14 protein-coding genes and 1 pseudogene are annotated in these 16,347 nt (G+C 59.7%); 4 read left to right on the plus strand and 11 right to left on the minus strand.

The window, feature by feature from the left end; all coding sequences use genetic code 11:
* Positions 1 to 10: 10 nt before the first annotated feature.
* From MTX23_RS31110 to pstS, 3 genes are all read right to left on the minus strand, one after another.
* Positions 11 to 1,378, minus strand: a complete 1,368-nt coding sequence (locus tag MTX23_RS31110) for an NAD(P)-binding domain-containing protein (protein ID WP_280973918.1) — start codon at positions 1,376 to 1,378, stop codon at positions 11 to 13.
* Between the two features lie 47 nt (positions 1,379 to 1,425).
* Positions 1,426 to 1,746 (minus strand): helix-turn-helix domain-containing protein, encoded by a 321-nt coding sequence (locus tag MTX23_RS31115; protein ID WP_280973919.1) that lies wholly within the window; start codon positions 1,744 to 1,746, stop codon positions 1,426 to 1,428.
* Between the two features lie 84 nt (positions 1,747 to 1,830).
* On the minus strand, positions 1,831 to 2,649 hold the full coding sequence (pstS, locus tag MTX23_RS31120) for a phosphate ABC transporter substrate-binding protein PstS (RefSeq protein WP_280973920.1): 819 nt from the start codon (positions 2,647 to 2,649) through the stop codon (positions 1,831 to 1,833).
* Between the two features lie 198 nt (positions 2,650 to 2,847).
* Between pstS and MTX23_RS31125 the strand changes: the two genes are divergently transcribed.
* Genes MTX23_RS31125 through MTX23_RS31135 form a run of 3 tightly spaced genes read left to right on the plus strand, consistent with a single transcriptional unit; the run spans position 2,848 to position 4,967 of the window.
* Positions 2,848 to 3,732 (plus strand): ArsJ-associated glyceraldehyde-3-phosphate dehydrogenase, encoded by an 885-nt coding sequence (locus tag MTX23_RS31125; protein WP_280978278.1) that lies wholly within the window; start codon positions 2,848 to 2,850, stop codon positions 3,730 to 3,732.
* Complete coding sequence (locus tag MTX23_RS31130; protein ID WP_280973921.1) at positions 3,729 to 4,679, plus strand: MFS transporter; 951 nt, start codon at positions 3,729 to 3,731, stop codon at positions 4,677 to 4,679. The genes MTX23_RS31125 and MTX23_RS31130 overlap by 4 nt, the downstream gene beginning before the upstream one ends.
* Positions 4,680 to 4,682: 3 nt before the next feature.
* A complete protein-coding gene (locus tag MTX23_RS31135) occupies positions 4,683 to 4,967 on the plus strand; it encodes a hypothetical protein (protein ID WP_280973922.1) in 285 nt (94 codons plus the stop codon).
* Positions 4,968 to 4,988: 21 nt separating this feature from the next.
* On the opposite strand, the gene MTX23_RS31140 is transcribed toward MTX23_RS31135, so the two are convergent.
* Both MTX23_RS31140 and MTX23_RS31145 read right to left on the minus strand, forming a co-directional pair.
* A complete protein-coding gene (locus MTX23_RS31140) occupies positions 4,989 to 7,103 on the minus strand; it encodes an EAL domain-containing protein (RefSeq protein ID WP_280973923.1) in 2,115 nt (704 codons plus the stop codon).
* Between the two features lie 54 nt (positions 7,104 to 7,157).
* Positions 7,158 to 8,981 carry an EAL domain-containing protein gene (locus MTX23_RS31145; protein ID WP_280973924.1) on the minus strand — a complete coding sequence of 608 codons (1,824 nt, stop codon included), beginning with the start codon at positions 8,979 to 8,981 and terminating at the stop codon, positions 7,158 to 7,160.
* Between the two features lie 482 nt (positions 8,982 to 9,463).
* On the opposite strand from MTX23_RS31145, the gene MTX23_RS31150 reads away from it, so the two are divergent.
* Positions 9,464 to 9,748, plus strand: a complete 285-nt coding sequence (locus tag MTX23_RS31150) for a hypothetical protein (RefSeq protein ID WP_280973925.1) — start codon at positions 9,464 to 9,466, stop codon at positions 9,746 to 9,748.
* Positions 9,749 to 10,736: 988 nt separating this feature from the next.
* Here MTX23_RS31150 and MTX23_RS31155 read toward each other — a convergent pair.
* The 6 genes and pseudogenes from MTX23_RS31155 to MTX23_RS31180 form a co-directional block, all read right to left on the minus strand.
* Positions 10,737 to 10,899: pseudogene (locus MTX23_RS31155) on the minus strand (NYN domain-containing protein); the annotation flags it as partial.
* Positions 10,900 to 11,445: 546 nt separating this feature from the next.
* Positions 11,446 to 11,667 (minus strand): Flp family type IVb pilin, encoded by a 222-nt coding sequence (locus tag MTX23_RS36500; protein ID WP_348637538.1) that lies wholly within the window; start codon positions 11,665 to 11,667, stop codon positions 11,446 to 11,448.
* 60 nt (positions 11,668 to 11,727) lie between these two features.
* Entirely contained in the window at positions 11,728 to 11,895 is a 168-nt protein-coding gene (locus MTX23_RS31165) for a hypothetical protein (protein WP_280973926.1), read from the minus strand.
* A gap of 72 nt (positions 11,896 to 11,967) precedes the next feature.
* Positions 11,968 to 12,177, minus strand: coding sequence for a hypothetical protein (locus MTX23_RS31170; RefSeq protein ID WP_280973927.1), 210 nt, complete (start codon positions 12,175 to 12,177; stop codon positions 11,968 to 11,970).
* A gap of 374 nt (positions 12,178 to 12,551) precedes the next feature.
* A complete protein-coding gene (locus MTX23_RS31175) occupies positions 12,552 to 13,061 on the minus strand; it encodes a TetR family transcriptional regulator (RefSeq protein WP_280973928.1) in 510 nt (169 codons plus the stop codon).
* 120 nt (positions 13,062 to 13,181) lie between these two features.
* Positions 13,182 to 16,292: an efflux RND transporter permease subunit gene (locus MTX23_RS31180; RefSeq protein ID WP_280973929.1), complete on the minus strand. Its 3,111-nt coding sequence runs from the start codon at positions 16,290 to 16,292 to the stop codon at positions 13,182 to 13,184.
* Positions 16,293 to 16,347: the final 55 nt, after the last annotated feature.

The raw sequence follows: 16,347 nt of genomic DNA on the forward strand, positions 1-16,347 counted from the left end.
CCGCCAGCCCTTACGAACAGCCGCAGCCGGATTTCCCGGCTGCCTTCGCCGCGGCGTCGTCTGCGCAGCAAGCCGCGGCGCCGGCCGGTGCCGGACCGCCACAACAACCCAATGCAGCCACACCGCCCTCCACGCCTCCGCGCGTGCAGACGCCGGTCTCGGGCAACTCAAGCTCGACACGCGCAGCAGCTTCCTTGTCGCCGGCAATATCGGCAGCGATCGAGCGCACCTGCTCGTAGCCGGTGATCATCAGAAAGGTTGGTGCACGACCGTAGCTTTTCATGCCGGCAAGGTAGAAGCCCGGATCATTCTGCATCAGCTCGCGGGCGCCATGTGGACGCACGGTGCCGCAGCTGTGTTCGTTCGGATCGATCAAAGGCGCCAACGCGATCGGCGCTTCGATGGCGGGATCGAGACGCAGACGGATTTCGTTCAACATCGAAAGATCGGGCCGGAATCCGGTCGCGACAATGAGTTCATCCACCGTCACATGGCGTCCGCAGCACCCCGTTCCGGTAGCGATGCGCAACTGGTCGTTGACTGGAGCGATCGCGGTGACGGCAAAGCCAGCCTCGACCTTCACCTGCCCCCCGGCAACGAGTGAAGCGAAGTGCGTCCCAAGCTCGCCGCGGGCCACCAGCTTGTCGTTGGCACCGCCGCCGAAGGATTTTGCCGGATCATTGCCGCACAACAACCAGATCACGCTCGTACCGGGCGCCTGCTGAGCAAGCGTCGTCAGGTCGATCAGCGTGCCGATGGCAGAGTGCCCTGCCCCGAGCACGGCGACCGTCTTGCCGGCAAAACGTGCGCGGTCCTTTCTAAGAACATCCGGCATGCCGTAGGAAATTTGCGCTTGCGCCTCGCGCTCTCCGATGGCCGGTAGGCCGTTCGAACCCGCCGGGTTTGGTGAGCCCCACGTGCCCGAAGCATCAATGACCGCGTCAGCCAGGAGCGTCTCCGGCCCCTTGCCATTCTGATAGCGTATCTCAAAAGGTACTTGGTCTCGGCCCCGCGTTTTTGCCTTGTCGAAGCCGAGCCGGCTGATGGCCGTTACCCGGCTGGACGTTCGTATGACATCCTTCAAGGGCGTCCTGGCCGCGAGCGGATCGAGATAGTGCTCCAGCAGCTCGGCCCCGGTTGGATAGATCTGCGGATCGGGCGAGTTCCAGCCCATCCGCGACAAAAGCCGTCCAGCCGCCTTATCAACATTGTATTCCCATGGCGAAAAGAGCTGCACGTGCTGCCATTGACGCACGCCATACGCGGGCTCAGGGCCAGCCTCAAGGACAACCGGCGTCATGCCGCGCTCCAAGACATGCGCCGCTGCCGCCAACCCGACGGGACCTGCACCGATGACAGCAACCCTCTTGCCGCTCATTCCTTTCTCCCATCGTTCTAGAATCATCGAATTATGAGTCAAAAAAATCAGGCCGCCGACTGGGCAGCTTCCTTGCATTCGGTCTCGTCAGCGCAGCACTCGGCGACGAGAAAATTCACCAGCCCCTGCATGGTGTCGTATTCTGCGTGACAGACCAGAGTGGTCCCCTCGCGGACCTGCGAGATCAGGCCGACGGCGACCAAATTCTTGACGTGATGCGACAGAGTCGACGCCGGGACTTTAAGCCGTTCTTGCAACCGCCCGACGGGCATGCCCGGACGGCCAGCCCGGACGAGCGTCCGGTAGATCTTCAGTCTGGTCGAATTGCCCAGCGCCTCGAGGCGGGCCGCTGCATCGTCGATCTTCATGCCGATACCCTACCACCGGCCGCGAACGCGTCAACGGTATTTCTAGAAAGATCGAATTAGATTCTCGACCCGCTATCAACAAATCTACGTACCAAAATCGCTCGTCCAGTATTTTTCGATTCGTTCCACCAGATCGGCTGGCAGGGGCACGTAGTTGAGTGCAGCAGCATCGTCACGCCCAGTCTCAAGGGACCACCTGAAAAAGTCGATGGCGACCTTGGATCTGGCGCGGTTCTTCGGTTGCTTCGGCATCAGGATGAATGAGGTAGCCGTGATCGGATATGAATCGTCGCCCGGCGCGTCTGTCATGACCCGGTAGAAGTCCGTTGTGTCTTGCCATCCGGCTGCCCCTGCCGCGGCTTGAAAGGTCGCTGCGCCCGGCTGAACGAAGCGGCCGGCTTTATTCTCCACCAGGCCGTACGCCAGGCTGTTCTTGATCGCGTAGGCGTACTCGACGTAGCTAATGGAATTCTTTGCCATGCCCACGTACGCCGCGACGCCTTCGTTTCCCTTGCCTCCAACGCCCACCGGCCATTCGACGGCGACGCCCTCTCCCACTTTCTGCTTCCACTCGGGACTGACCTTGGAAAGGTAGTTGGCGAAGTTGAAGGTCGTGCCCGAGCCGTCGACGCGATGAACTACGGTAATCGGCGCGGCGGGCAGCGGGACATCGGGGTTCAGAGCCATGAGCGCGGGATCATCCCAATTCTTGATGTTTCCCAAAAAAATGTCCGCGAGCACCTTTCCCGTGAACCGCAGTCGTCCCGGACCTATCCCGTCGATATTGACCACGGGAACAACACCGCCGATGACCAAAGGGAATTGGCCGAGGCCCGCCTTGGCCAATTCGTCAGGCCGCAGCGGCATGTCGGATGCACCAAAGTCCACTGTGCCCGCTTTCACCTGCTGCAGCGCCCGAGCCGTTGGACTGGTAGTTTACCTTGTCGCTGGTTTTAGCCTGATACACCGTCGCCCATTTCGAGGGGATCGGGAAAACAAACGTGCGGCATCTATCGACCTGAGAGCGATCCCCGGGCCGGCAACCGTCTTGACGTCGTTCACGTCAATGAACTGAAGGGTGGCATCGAAGCGACAGCGCATCTGCTGGAGTTCGACAGTCTGCATGGTCGCTGGAATACGCCGCTCGGGATTGATTCTGGCAAGGCAATCACAATCGCGAATAAGCAACTCGGCTTCACCGAGGCAGCATCCCCCGCCGATATCCCCTGGGGCGATCTCGGATGCGATATCGTCCTGGAATGCACCGGCAAGTTCCTCAAACAGGAGCAGTTGCAGGGATATTTCGACCGCGGCGTCAAGCGCGTGATTGTCGCCGCACCGGTGAAGGATGAGAGCGCCCTCAACATTGTCGTCGGCGTCAATGACAGGCTGTACGACCCGCCGAAGCACAAACTGCTGACGGCGGCGTCCTGCACCACCAACTGCCTCGCGCCGGTTGTGAAAGTGATTCATGAGGCGATCGGCATCAGACACGGTCAGATTACGACGATCCACGACCCGACCAACACCAATGTCGTGGTTGACGCCCTTCACAAGGATCTCCGGCGGGCTCGCTCGGCGCTGCTCTCTCTGCAGCCGACCACGACCGGAAGTGCCACCGCGATCGCCCTTATTTATCCGGAGCTGATGGGTAAGCTCAACGGTCACGCGGTGCGCGCGCCGGTGCTCAACGCCAGCCTTACGGATTGTGTGTTCGAAGTTGCGCGTAAGACGAGTCCCGAAGAAGTCAACGCGCTCTTCAAACAGGCCGCCGAAGGCGAGCTCGCGGGCATTCTCGGCTTCGAGACACGTCCGCTCGTCTCGGCCGACTTCAACAATGACTCACGCAGCTCGATCGTCGATGCCGCCAGCACCATGGTCACCGACGAAACGCTGCTGAAGGTCTACGCCTGGTACGACAACGAAGTCGGTTACGCCTGCCGGATGGTGGACCTGGCCAATATCGTAGAGGAGCGCGGGCTATGACAGCACAAACGCGCAACTATCTGATCGTTACGGCCTCCTACTGGGGCTTCACACTCACCGACGGCGCGCTGCGCATGTTGGTGCTGTTTCATTTCTACCGCTTGGGCTACACGCCATTCACCCTCGCCTTCATGTTCCTGCTGTATGAGGCGGCCGGCATCGTCGCCAATGTCGGCGGCGGCTATTTTGCTTCGCGCTACGGCATCCCGCGCATGTTGGCGGTCGGCCAAATCCTGCAGATTGCCGGTCTCCTGATGCTTTCGCTGCTCGGCGAGGGATGGAGCGCGGCACTATCGGTGACCTGGGTCGTGGTGGCCCAAGGCATCGCGGGCGTCGCTAAGGACATTACTAAAACCGCCTCGAAGTCCGCGATCAAGGCGACGTCGGCCGAAGGCAGCGGCCAGCTCTTCAAGTGGGTCGCATGGTTCACCGGCTCCAAGAACGCCATGAAGGGCGTTGGCTTCTTTCTTGGCGGACTCCTGCTCGAGGTCATCGGCTTCCGACCAGCGCTATGGGTGATGGCGGCGCTCATCGCTGCGATCTTTGTGGCTGGGCTGCTCCTGCTGCCGAGGCAGCTCGGCAAGACGAAATCCTCCAAGTCCATGCGCGAGCTGTTCAGCAAGACGCGCAGCATCAATCTGCTGGCGGCGGAACGCATTTTCATGTTCGGCGCGCGCGATGTGTGGTTCGTGGTCGGTCTGCCGGTGTATCTCTACGCGCATGGCTGGTGGTTCTTGCAGGTCAGCGGCTTCCTTGCCACGTGGACGATCGTTTATGGCGGCATTCAAGCGGTGGCGCCCTCGCTCGTCACGCGCAGTCCGGACGGGCTAAGCCGTGAAATCGCTGCCGCACGCCTGTGGGCAGCGATCTTGGCAGCGGTGCCAATCGTGCTTGCTGTTTTGATGCGCACGCCCGACATCCCACGGCCGGAGCTTATGCTGGTATGAGGCTTGGCACTGTTCGGCGTGCCTTTTGCCGTCAATTCGTCCCTGCATTCCTACCTGATTCTAGCTTATGCCGGGTCCGAGAAGGCCGCGGAGGATGTCGGCTTCTACTATGCGGCGAATGCCGTCGGGCGCCTGCTCGGGATCATTCTCTCGGGCCTGCTTTATCAGCTCGCCGGCATCGAAGGCTGCCTCATCGGATCCGCCGTCATGCTTGTGCTTTGCTGGGCGATCACTTTCGTGTTGCCAACCGAGCCGGAACGCGTGGGGCTTCAGCAATCGGCTGTCTGACCAGGCCTCCTGTGAGCGGGATTAAGTCGCCGCACCGGTCGCCCACCCCTCCGTGGTCATCTCTGGATATGAAGACGCGAAGATCTCGAACGTCTTCGCAGGAAGCGGCTTTGAGAAGCGAAATCCTTGAAGCTCGTCACAACCTTCGGCCGCCAGAAACGCTTCCTGAGCCGCTGTCTCAACGCCTTCTGCGGTAACCTCAAGCTTCAGGTTTCGCGCCATGGCAATGATGGATCGCACAATCGCAGCGTCCTCGGCGCCCGATTGCCCCGCTATGTTCGCTACAAAGCCGCGATCGATCTTGATTCGCGTGAGCGGGAACCGCGTCAGAGAACTCAATGACGCGTAGCCGGTGCCGAAATCGTCGAAAGCAATACCGATTCCCTTCGCACGCAATTGCTGAAGAGATCCAATTATCGCCTCGTCATTTCGAAGCGCAATGTTTTCGGTCACTTCCAGTTCAAGCGCATCCGGCGGCAATCCGCTCTCGCTCAGCGCCACCTCCACATCGTTGAGCAGGGTACCGCGCCGGAACTGGACAGCAAAGAGATTCACGCCGATGCGAAGGCCGGATCTTCCCGGCTTTCGCCACGAAGCGGCGACCTTGCAGGCACTTGCCAATATCCATCGGCTCACTTCAAGGGCAACGGCGCTCTCCGACAGAACATCGATAAAGGCGGCTGGCGCCAAAAGGCCCTTGTCCGGATGTTGCCAGCGAAGGAGGGCTTCGGCCCCGACAATCGCTTTATCGCTGGAGCGAACCTGAGGTTGAAAATGGAGCACAAATTCATGATTTGTGCAGGCGCGGCGCAGCTCACCTTCCAGCTCGCGCCGGGCACTGGCTTTTGCGCGTAGCGTCGGGATAAACAGCCGAGGCATTTGCCCCCCGGCATTCTTGGCGTCGTAAAGCGCTAGGTCCGCGTTGGCGACCAGCTCGTCGATGGTGGCCCCATGCGCCGGCGCCACGGCAACGCCCGCGCTGGCGGCAACAAATAACCTGTGGCCCTCGACTTCAAAGCACTCGGTCAGGCGGCTGAATATGGCTTTGACGGCTTGCATTGCGACAAGCGGATCTCCGCAGTCGGGCAACGTCAAGACAAATTCATCGCCGCCGAGCCGATACACGCGCCGCCCTGCCGCGGCGGCAGCCGCGCGGTCGGCCACCATTTGCAATAGTTTATCGCCAATGGTGTGGCCGAGCGTATCATTGATGTCCTTGAAACCATCGAGATCGAATATCGCAATCGATACCGAGCGGGTATCGAGGTCAACGAAGACTTCCTCGAGATCTTTATTGAGGCTGGCGCGATTGGGGAGCCCAGTCAACTGGTCGTAATGTGCGAGCCTTCGCAACTTCTCCTCAGCGATCTTTCGCTCCGTGACATCCCGGCCAATGAGAAAGTACTTCTGCTCGGGCTCAGACCACACACCAGACCAGGCCAAGGAAATGATCGTCCCGTTCTTGTGGACATACCGCGTGTCGAAATTTCGTGTGCCCTGGCCGCTCAGTCGCCCTAGCTTCATCTCCCTTCGAATGCTTTCCCAGTCTTCAGGGTAAATGAAGTCGGTACCGTTTCGACCGATCATATCCTCTGGTCGGTATCCCACGATGGCGAACGAGCTGGGACTGACCCGGACGAAGGTTCCATTCGGATCCGTGACGACAATGAGATCCAGCGAGGTGTCGAAAAGGCGTTGTCGCTCCCGTGTTTCCTGACTTAACGCATCCGCCTGCAAGCGGAAATCCGCGTCAGCCTTCGCTCTCTCCTTGGCGGCCAGGGGCAGCCATCGAAACACGAGCAGGCCGAGGACCGCCAGAGCCGCGATCACGTTCAGCACTTTCGGGATGATGAGATAGCTGGGATTGCCGAGCACGGACACCAGGGAGCTCGGAAATAAACCGTACTGGCCCCCGAAATATATTCCGAAATAGAGATTCTCGGCGATGTTGCGGGTCGTGTCGATGACGAGCACCGACAAGAGCAGCCGCACGGTCCCGAACGTTCTGGGATTGCGGATATAGGCGACGCTTATTGCAGCGAAGACCGCAAGCCATAGGGCGATGATGGCCCAATAGATCAAGGCTGCTGCGAGAGTCATTGCCGAGAGAGGCCCTTCGTGGACGAAGCCACTCATTTAGAGAAGGCGTATCAACGACGGGTTGATCTTTGTAGGCTTTTGCCTACAGGCTTAATGATTGCCTAAGCGACCCTCACGCTCAAGCGAAGCGCTTCTTGCGCTGTCTTGGGTCTCGGCCCTATTGAGAGAGGGTTCACTCTCCGGTTGAAGCGCCGGTGCGGCAACGACAGGCGACCGCATGAGCTCGGCGATGCGGTCGGCGGAAACGGGCCGGCTGAACAGATAGCCCTGCATTTCCGTGCAACCCGCGGCTTTGGCGATCTCGCATTGCTGCTCCGTCTCGATACCTTCGGCCGTCGTGGTCATGTGGAGGCTCGCAGCCAAGCCGGTGACGGCGCGCACGATGGCGGCAGACTCGGTCTGATCCGAAAGGTCTCTGATGAAGGATTGATCAATCTTGATCTTGTCGAATGGAAAGCTGCGCAAATAGCTCAGAGACGAGTAGCCCGTACCGAAATCGTCCATCGCGATTCGTACACCCAGCTCACGAAGCTGATTGAGAGTAGTGAGAGTCGCCTCGGTGTGTTGCATCAGGACTGCTTCCGTGATTTCAATTTCCAGCCGCTGAGCCGGCAAACCGGTCGCCGCCAACGCGCTTATGACAATTTGTGCAATGTTCTGGTTCTTGAACTGCACCGGGGAAACGTTCACGGCAACTTTGAGATCATCGGGCCAGGTCGCGGCTTCCGCACAGGCGGTTCTGATCACCCATTCGCCCAGGCCGGTGATGAGACCGGTTTCTTCGGCAATCGGAATGAATTCGGCCGGCGAGACCAGACCGCGTCGCGGATGTCGCCATCGGACAAGGGCCTCGCAGCCGCTGATTTCGCTGCGCTCGAGATTGACGAGCGGCTGGTAGTGCAATTCGAACTCGCCACGAGCCAAGGCCTTACGCAGATCGAGCTCGAGGTTCCGACGCGCCGTCATACGGATATCCATCTCCGGTTCGAAGAACCGGTAGATCCCGCGCCCACCCGTCTTTGCACAATACAGGGCCAGATCGGCCTTCTTGATGAGCTGGTCGGGGTTGGTGCCGTCCGACGGTGAAATCGCAATGCCGATGCTGGCATCGACGATGATCTGATGGTCTGCAAGCTCGTAAGGCGCGGCCACCGCTTCACGAACTCGCGCAGCGAGCTCGGCAACATCCAGCGGCCGGCGGGCGCCGGTCTGCGCAATTGCAAACTCGTCGCCGCCAAGACGCGCGACCGTATCGATTTCTCTGACGCATCCGCGCAGTCGATTGGCAACCGCCTTCAGGAGATCGTCGCCGACAGGGTGTCCGAGCGTTTCGTTGACGCTCTTGAAATTATCGAGATCGAGGTAGAGAACGGCGACACGCTCTCTACGCCGCCTCCGCTTCAGTTCATCATCAAGCCGCGCGCGGAAAAATACCCGATTGGGCAGGCCTGTCAGCGCATCATGATGGGCCATGTGGGCAATCTGCGCCTCTGCCTGCCGCCGCTCGCTGATGTCTTCGAGTGTCACGACCCACCCCCCATCGGCGATCGGCCGGTAGACGACGTTGATCGTTCGCCCATCGGCCGTGTCGGCGAATATGCTGGCGGTACGTCCGCGCGACACTGCGCTCAGGATACTGGCGCAATAGTGATCGACATCTCCCACAAACGATCCGGTGTCCTTCCGATGCTGAATCAGTTCGCGCAACGAGCAGCCAGGCGTTACGATCTCTGGCGAAAGACCGTACATTTGGATGTAACGCTCGTTGACAACCACCACGCGCGCCGCTGAATCGAACATCAGGAGACCCTGGCTCATGTTGTCCAGCGCCAGCTCCAAGCGCCGGACATAAGGCAGAAAATCCTCACTCTGCTGCCCCAACCCATCGGGCAGTGCCGCCAAATGTTTATGCATGTTCCCTCCTGCCGCGCAGTATACGACGCGAGCCTTGCACCAGAATACAACCTCAGAGTTAACATCGGCTCGGCTTGCGACGCTGGTGAACATTCGGTTTAGGGAACCCGCTTGAGTCTAAGGAGCTGTCGCGCGTGCAAGCGCCGCCGAACGAGAAGCTGCAATTCAGTCCGACATGCACGATGCGCAGCCATCGGCGAGCACATCTGGGACGATCGAAAGATAGACCGTAGTTCTCCGGGCATTTTCTCGCAATAGCTTGCTCTATATGAGCGCAACCCTCAGGCGATCTCGTAGAACTACTTACCAGCCCGAGCCGTTCCGGTGGGCGGCAAGGCCCGGGGCTTCCGGACAGCTCCATGGCCTCGTTCCTGAAGCGGGGGTTCAATGTCAAGCCGAATTCGAACAAGCTCAGGCTGAACTTCTCGGCAAGGCCGTCGTCCTGACCGATGGCATCGGGACGGTGGATAAGATTTAGCTTGATGAAGCGCACGGTCTACGCATTTCGATCGGAGGCCGTAAAGGCATATGGTCGACAATGTTCGCGCAACCGCAATAGCGGGGACGAAGCTGTATTGCGGGCTGTCTATCCCGCCGAGTTCACGACTAGCGTCGCTACTCAGCTCGCGCACGATTTCGGCGACGCGCGCCAGCACATCAACATAGTCGTCCCGGCTGAGGTAGCCGATCAGTTCCTTGATGCCGTCGTCGGTGTCGATCCGGGCACGCGATCTGCGTCCCGAAATTCTCAAGCTGCTGCGGCGTGATTTTCATACGACCCTGTATTGTCCTACGTAGGAGCGTTGGGACTACGGCTTGGGCCGAGGTGATCGTCCCACGTCGTATACCCGCACCTTCTGCAACGGAACATTGTCATCGTTGCGCCAGTGCGCGCATCCAGCATCCGGTAACAATCAGCTCGCCGCCCGTGCAACATCGCTCGCAATTGGGCAAGGATGCTGCCGTTTTACCGATGCAGGCATGGCCATCACGTAGAACTGCCGACGGACCAGAACCATAACATAGCCCCGCCGGACGGCAGCCACCGTTCGACCTTGTCATCTCCGTCGCGCCGCATTTTTCTCCTCGACGGCGGGGGTTCTCACGGACCACCGTCTTGCGGGCCGGATACCCGGTGGGTCCCGGATCACGTCGCCGGGCACGATCGGCTTACAGAACAACATGATAAGCCGACGCAAATCTGCATCCGATGCTTTCGGGCAAATAAACGTTCGCGCTCAACTCGATAAGCGGATAAGGGTCAAAGGTGTTGATCCTTTCCACGCCGACGCGTTGGCGCCGTCGCGAAAATCCATTCTGCAGATTCGGGCTCCACATGTCCCGCAAGCGCTTGCGACAGAGGATGTCGCTTGTCTAGCTCATCGCATGGCCTGCGTGACCCAATGGCCGCGCATTTCGGATAGTGGCACCTTGCCTAGATTTGCCCAGATACCGCTAGCCAGGAGAAGGATAGCAGCGAAGGCAACCATCAGCCGCCCAAAGTACAGCATATCCCGTTTTCCTCCGCGAAGGACGCCTCCGAGCTCGGATTGCCGGCCGACAGCCTCCTTCCGTTCCTAAACGCAGACCCTTGATAGTGGTTCCCCGCCGGGCGCTCTAACCAGGCGGCAGCCGGTCGCCAGCGCGGAATTGATCATCTCCAGTTGCAAAGCGATGCTTCACTGCTTCGGCGACCACATGAGCCAAATCGGTCAGCGCGACTCGCCCAAGACAGGTCGCTCGCGTAAATCGCGGCGTCGAGACAACCGTGACGCGGATGCCGCGATGTTGCATAGCTTCGACCAGGGAACGAAAAGTCACCGTCGCCGGAGAGCAGAACCATCTGATCGATACGTCGGGCAAGTTCCATGGCGACGTCCATCTTGCCCTCAACCTTGCGCCGGCCACTCGCGTCGATTCCCGCAATCCGTCACGCTTGGTCGGGCGGAAGGAAAGAGAATCCGTATTCGCTTTGAGTAAAGGCAGCCTCGCTTGCCCACTTCTGAGATGAAGCGGGTGTGCGTTTTAGATGCGCCGGGCCGCGGATCTGCACTTGGTTGAGCAGGAATGTAAGACGGCTTGTTCCAAGCGCGAACGAGGCTCAGGGTGGACAACGCGGCCGCCTTGGGGGGCGAATCTCCGCAGCCCCGCTGGGCTTCTTTGCAGCAGTGCTTTCCTCTTTTTTGGCGAGATCATCGCTCAGCCTGATGCTTAAAACGGGAAGGTGACGCTGATCATTGCCGCGGGGTTGCCACTTGAAAGGATCTGGGCTGCCCCCAATTCCGCCAAGTGGGTGAAAACGTTAGCCTGGCGGCGCAACTCGTCGCCAATCATCGCTCCCTAACGGCAAAGGCAACGCGGCAGAGCAATTTAGACAGCATCGGCCAATTCCCGACTCATTCATCGGACATCGCAGCATTCGTACCTCGATCATCTCATCGCTCCGAGGAACTTGCGAGGACCATCATTGCTGGCTTTCACGTGTGGAGCCCAACTTGTCAAGCTGGTCGGTCGACACATTGAGCGAAGGTGAAGAACTACAAGTGATGCCGCGATTGGCATGAAGACCGTTCATGGCAAGGACAAGAGGAACCGAAATCGCGGCCGCGATCAGGCTGTACTCAATGAAGGTCGCGCCGCGCTTGTCCCGCCAAAATCGCAGACGAGAAGATGACTTCATTGCCATGCCTTCTTTCCAGCGCGGCTGTTGAAGAAGCCTGTTTTCGTTCGGTTCGTCGTTTCGGCCTCACTTATTCTGTCCACGCTCAGCTCTTTCCACGATGTTGCGTAAGGCAATTTCGGAAAGCCGTACGACCAGCTCTTTGAGGCGAGCAATCTCTTGCCTGCACCGCTCCAATTCGCGCTGCTCGACTGTCATCACCGATACTTCATGCCAATTGCTGCTTTCCGTCATGATGTAGGACCTGCGGGCGCGAGCTATTCCGCGACCCGATTTGAGGTGACCTCTATTCAGGCACCACGGCGATCAAATCGATATTGCCGGCTCTTCGCTGGAGATCGCATCAGCTTCCGAGTAGCACGGGATTGCTCGATAGCCCTTCACCGCCAGAAGGAGACGCATCTCTTCGATAGTATGGCGCTTCTCTCCGCTGCATATTTCCAGTTCGATCGCAAGGTCGTCTGCGAGCTTCTCCCACGAAGTTGCGATGATCTGGTCGATCGGAAAGCGGCGCATATTGATCAAAACCTGCCGAGCTTTCGCCGGTAGTAACCATCTTTCCCGATTGCTCTTCTAATCTCTTCGCTCACACTCACAACGCCCCGCTTCCTCTTTGGTGAGCGGGCCAGGTTTCCATCTCTTGGAATTAGTGTGCCCTTCGGGAGCACGAGCAAATAACGACGGTCGCAAATGTAAACGTCGAACATGAGAACAGCCCAACGCCGGTTTCCAGCAATATTACCGTAGGTTCCAGCCAATTTTGGATTGAAACCGATTCGCGTCAAGACCGCGAAATTACGGGAGCGCAAACCACCTCCGAAAGCTGATTCCTCATGGATGGCATCAGCACTCTGCTCAATCAGAACCGCAGACCTGAATGGGCAGACTACTTAGCCAGACTTGCCGAGAGCTTTCAGGATAAAGCGGATCTGATCGCGCAGGCCTGCTTCGGTATCTTCGCCGTGCTGAACGCAATGCTGGATCAGAATCGGATGGAAGAACGGCATGAACGCTAACTTGACAGCTCGTGCGGCTTCCGCGGCGTCTTCGACGTCAAACTCGCCGGCTTCGATACCCTCACGTACGATCGTCTCGAAGATCGTCACCATCCGCGCGATATGCGCCTTGATGATCGCCCAGTTCTCCCGCGTGGCGGCAGCAATCAGGTCATGCATATACCTTTCCTTGACCAGCGTCATCTTGTTGTGGCGGTGAACGGCGGTCAGGAGTTGGTCGAGTTTCTCCGTGGCCGACGCGTTCGTGCGCGCGATCGCAAAGGCAAGGTCGGCAACCTCGTTCACAAGCCGCCCGCAGATGGACTCGTTGATCGCATCCCTGGAGGGAAAGAAACGGTAGACATTCGCCGGGCTCATGCCGAGTTCGGAGGCGATGTCCGCCACCGATGTCTTGTGGTAACCGATGCGGCGAAAGTGCTCCTCCGCTACCTCCAGGATGCGTGCGCGCGCCTCGTCGGAATCATTTGCCGTTCGGACCGGACGATTCATGGATTTAACAGCGCCCTACTCGGCAGCCATTGCTGTTCGCAATTCCGGTTCCTCCGTCGAACCCTCATGGATCCCATCTGCAGTTGGCTTGATCCGGAACCACGCGGCATAGAGCGCGGGAAGGAAGAGCAGGATCAGCGCCGTGCCGACTGCCGTGCCGCCGATCAACGTATAGGCCATCGATCCCCAGAACACGGAGTGCGTGAGGGGGATGAAGGCCAGCACGGCGGCAAGTGCGGTCAGGATCACGGGCCTCGTGCGTTGCACCGTGGCTTCGATTACAGCGTGATAGTCGTCAAGTCCGGCCGCGAGGTTTTCCTTGATCTGTTCAGTCAGGATCAGCGTATTGCGCATCAGGATGCCGGCCAGTCCTATCAGGCCCAGAATGGCGTTGAACCCGAAGGGCTGGTTGAAGGTGATCAACATGGGCACGACGCCGACGAGACCGAGCGGTGCCGTCAGCATGACCAGGGCCATCGTTGAGAAGGATCGTACCTGCAGCATGATGACGATCAGCATGGCGGCGATCATGGCTGGGAAGATTTTACCCAGCGCGGTGTTGGCCTTTTCCGCCTCCTCGATCGAACCACCCAATTCGATGCGGTAGCCGGCCGGAAGGGATGCGATCAGCGGCTGAAGGGCCTTCATGATCTCCTTGGAAACCTCTGGAGGCTGCGTCGCCTCATTGATGTCCGAGCGGATCGTGATGACCGGTGTGCGATCGCGGCGCTTCAGGATCGGCTCTTCCAGACGGACTTCCGAATGTCCGATCTGGTCGAGCGGAATCTGCCGGCCGTTTCGGCTCGTCAGCGAGAAGTCAGCCAGACGCGTCGGGTCCAGCCGCTCGCCGCCGGCGCTGCGCATCACGATCGGAACGTTGCGGATGTCCTCGCGAACCTGCGTAACGGCGATGCCGGTGAGGAGAAGCTGGAGCTGCTGGCTCATCTCCGCTGGCGAGAGGCCGATGAGGTTCAGCCGATCCTGATCCGGGATGAAGCGTAGCACGGGCGTACGATTGCCCCAATCACGGTTCGCTTGCCGCACGTCCGGAATGTGCCGCATGATGTCGAGGGCTTTTTCAGAGATAGCGGACAATTGCGTGGGATCAGGTCCCATGACCCGAAACTCGACCGGGAACGGCGTGTAGGGTCCGAACACAAGCTGAGTGACGCGCACATAGGCCTCGGGCGCAAGCCCCTGTGATACCGCCTCTCGGAGCCGATGCTTCAAAGCCTCGCGCGCCTCGGCGTCCGGTGTCAGCACGACGATCTTGGCGAAAGCAGGATCGGGCAGTTCCGGCGCCATTGCGAAGAAGAAGCGGGGAGCGCCCTGACCGATATAGCTCGTGACGATCTTGGCCTCGGGCTGGTCGTGCAGCCAACGTTCGAGCTTCTCGACCGTGGCGGTCGTCGTCTCAATGCTGGTGCCTTCCGGCAGGCGAACCTCCACGAGCACTTCGGGACGGTCGGATGTCGGGAAGAACTGCTGTTTGACGGCACCCATGCCGACGCCGGAAAGCGCGAAAGCGACGGCGACGATGCCGCAGGTTACGAACTTGTGGCGCACGGCGAAGGTGATGAGCCCTCGCAGACGCCGATAGTTCGGTGTGTCGTAGATCGCGTGGTGACCGCCTTCGACCGGTTTGATCGCCGGCAGCATCTTGACGCCAAGATAGGGCGTAAAGACCACCGCGACGATCCAGGAGACGATGAGGGCGAACCCCACGACCCAGAAGATGTTGCCGGCGTATTCACCGGCGGTCGAGCGCGCGAACCCCACCGGCAGGAATCCGGCGATCGTCACGAGTGTTCCGGACAGCATCGGCGCCGCAGTGTGGCTCCACGCATAGGCCGCCGCCTTGATGCGATCCATGCCTTCTTCCATTTCCACCACCATCACCTCGATGGCGATGATGGCGTCGTCCACGAGAAGACCAAGCGCAAGGATGAGGGCGCCGAGCGTGATGCGGTCGAAGAACCGGCCGGTTTCAAGCATGATCAGGAACACGACGGCAAGCGTCAGAGGGACGGCAGCCGCCACGACGATACCGACGCGCCAGCCGAGGCTGAGCAAGCTCACCAGCAGCACCACGCCGAGCGCCATCGCGAACTTCAGCATGAATTCGTCGACCGCTGAGGTGATGTTGACGGCCTGATCGGTCACCTTGTCGAGTGTCATTCCGAGCGGCAGCGTCCGTGCGATAGCTGCAGACCTCTCTTCCAGCGCCTTGCCGAGCGCGAGACCATTCCAGCCCTCTTGCATAACGGCCGCGAGCAAGATGGTGGGCTCACCCTGGTGTCGGATGAGGTAGGTGGGAGGATCCTCGTAACCGCGGCGGACATCAGCGATGTCGGAGAGCTTCAGCATCCGCCCCGCAGCGACGATCGGTGTGTCGGCGATCGTCTGGATGCTGTCATAGGCGCCGTTGATCCGGATGAAGACCTGTGGGCCCTGAGTGTCGATCGAGCCGGCCGGTGTCACCGTATTCTGCCGCTGCAAGGCGGCAACAATATCTTGTGCCGACACGCCGAGGGTCGCCAGTTTAGCATAGGAAAAATCGACGAATATCTGTTCGGGACGTTCACCGAGGATGTTGATCTTCTTGACGCCGGGCACGTGCAGGAGGTCCTGGCGGATCACCTCGGCCTTCCTAGCCAGCTCACGCATGGGCATGCCCTTCCCCTTGAGGGCATAAAGGGCGAAGCTCACGTCCGAATATTCGTCGTTGACGAAGGGGCCAAGCACGCCGGACGGCAGCTTGCGGGCTTCATCCCCGAGCTTCTTGCGGGCCTGGTAGAACTCCTCCTGCACGCTGGATGGCGGTGTACTGTCCTTCAGCGTCACCGTCATATACGCGTAACCTGGCCGGGTGGTCGTCTCCACCCGGTCGTACCAGGTCAGTTCCTGAAGCCGTTTCTCCAACGGTTCGGCGACTTGGTCCTGCATCTCGCGCGCCGTCGCGCCCGGCCATGCCGTCGTGACAGTCAGGGTCTTGATGGTGAAGGAGGGGTCCTCCGCCCGCCCGAGCATGAAGAAGGCGTAGGCGCCCGCGGCGGCCAGCAGGATGATGAAGAACAGGGTGATGGCCCGTTCGCGAACGGCGATCGCGGAAAGATTGAAATTCATTACTTGGCCACTCCAATTTCCTCGACGTTCGTCTTGACGCTCGCACCCTCCTGCA

Origin of the sequence: Bradyrhizobium sp. ISRA436, assembly GCF_029910015.1 — a bacterium.
Classification (GTDB): domain Bacteria; phylum Pseudomonadota; class Alphaproteobacteria; order Rhizobiales; family Xanthobacteraceae; genus Bradyrhizobium.

Bases quoted from the DNA above. Each gene is read 5' to 3' on its own strand.
- MTX23_RS31110 (WP_280973918.1), bottom strand. From the start codon at position 1,378: ATGAGCGGCAAGAGGGTTGCTGTCATCGGTGCAGGTCCCGTCGGGTTG.
- MTX23_RS31115 (WP_280973919.1), bottom strand. From the start codon at position 1,746: ATGAAGATCGACGATGCAGCGGCCCGCCTCGAGGCGCTGGGCAATTCG.
- MTX23_RS31130 (WP_280973921.1), top strand. From the start codon at position 3,729: ATGACAGCACAAACGCGCAACTATCTGATCGTTACGGCCTCCTACTGG.
- MTX23_RS31140 (WP_280973923.1), bottom strand. From the start codon at position 7,103: ATGAGTGGCTTCGTCCACGAAGGGCCTCTCTCGGCAATGACTCTCGCA.
- MTX23_RS31145 (WP_280973924.1), bottom strand. From the start codon at position 8,981: ATGCATAAACATTTGGCGGCACTGCCCGATGGGTTGGGGCAGCAGAGT.
- MTX23_RS31150 (WP_280973925.1), top strand. From the start codon at position 9,464: ATGAAGCGCACGGTCTACGCATTTCGATCGGAGGCCGTAAAGGCATAT.
- MTX23_RS36500 (WP_348637538.1), bottom strand. From the start codon at position 11,667: ATGGCAATGAAGTCATCTTCTCGTCTGCGATTTTGGCGGGACAAGCGC.
- MTX23_RS31165 (WP_280973926.1), bottom strand. From the start codon at position 11,895: ATGACGGAAAGCAGCAATTGGCATGAAGTATCGGTGATGACAGTCGAG.
- MTX23_RS31170 (WP_280973927.1), bottom strand. From the start codon at position 12,177: ATGCGCCGCTTTCCGATCGACCAGATCATCGCAACTTCGTGGGAGAAG.
- MTX23_RS31180 (WP_280973929.1), bottom strand. From the start codon at position 16,292: ATGAATTTCAATCTTTCCGCGATCGCCGTTCGCGAACGGGCCATCACC.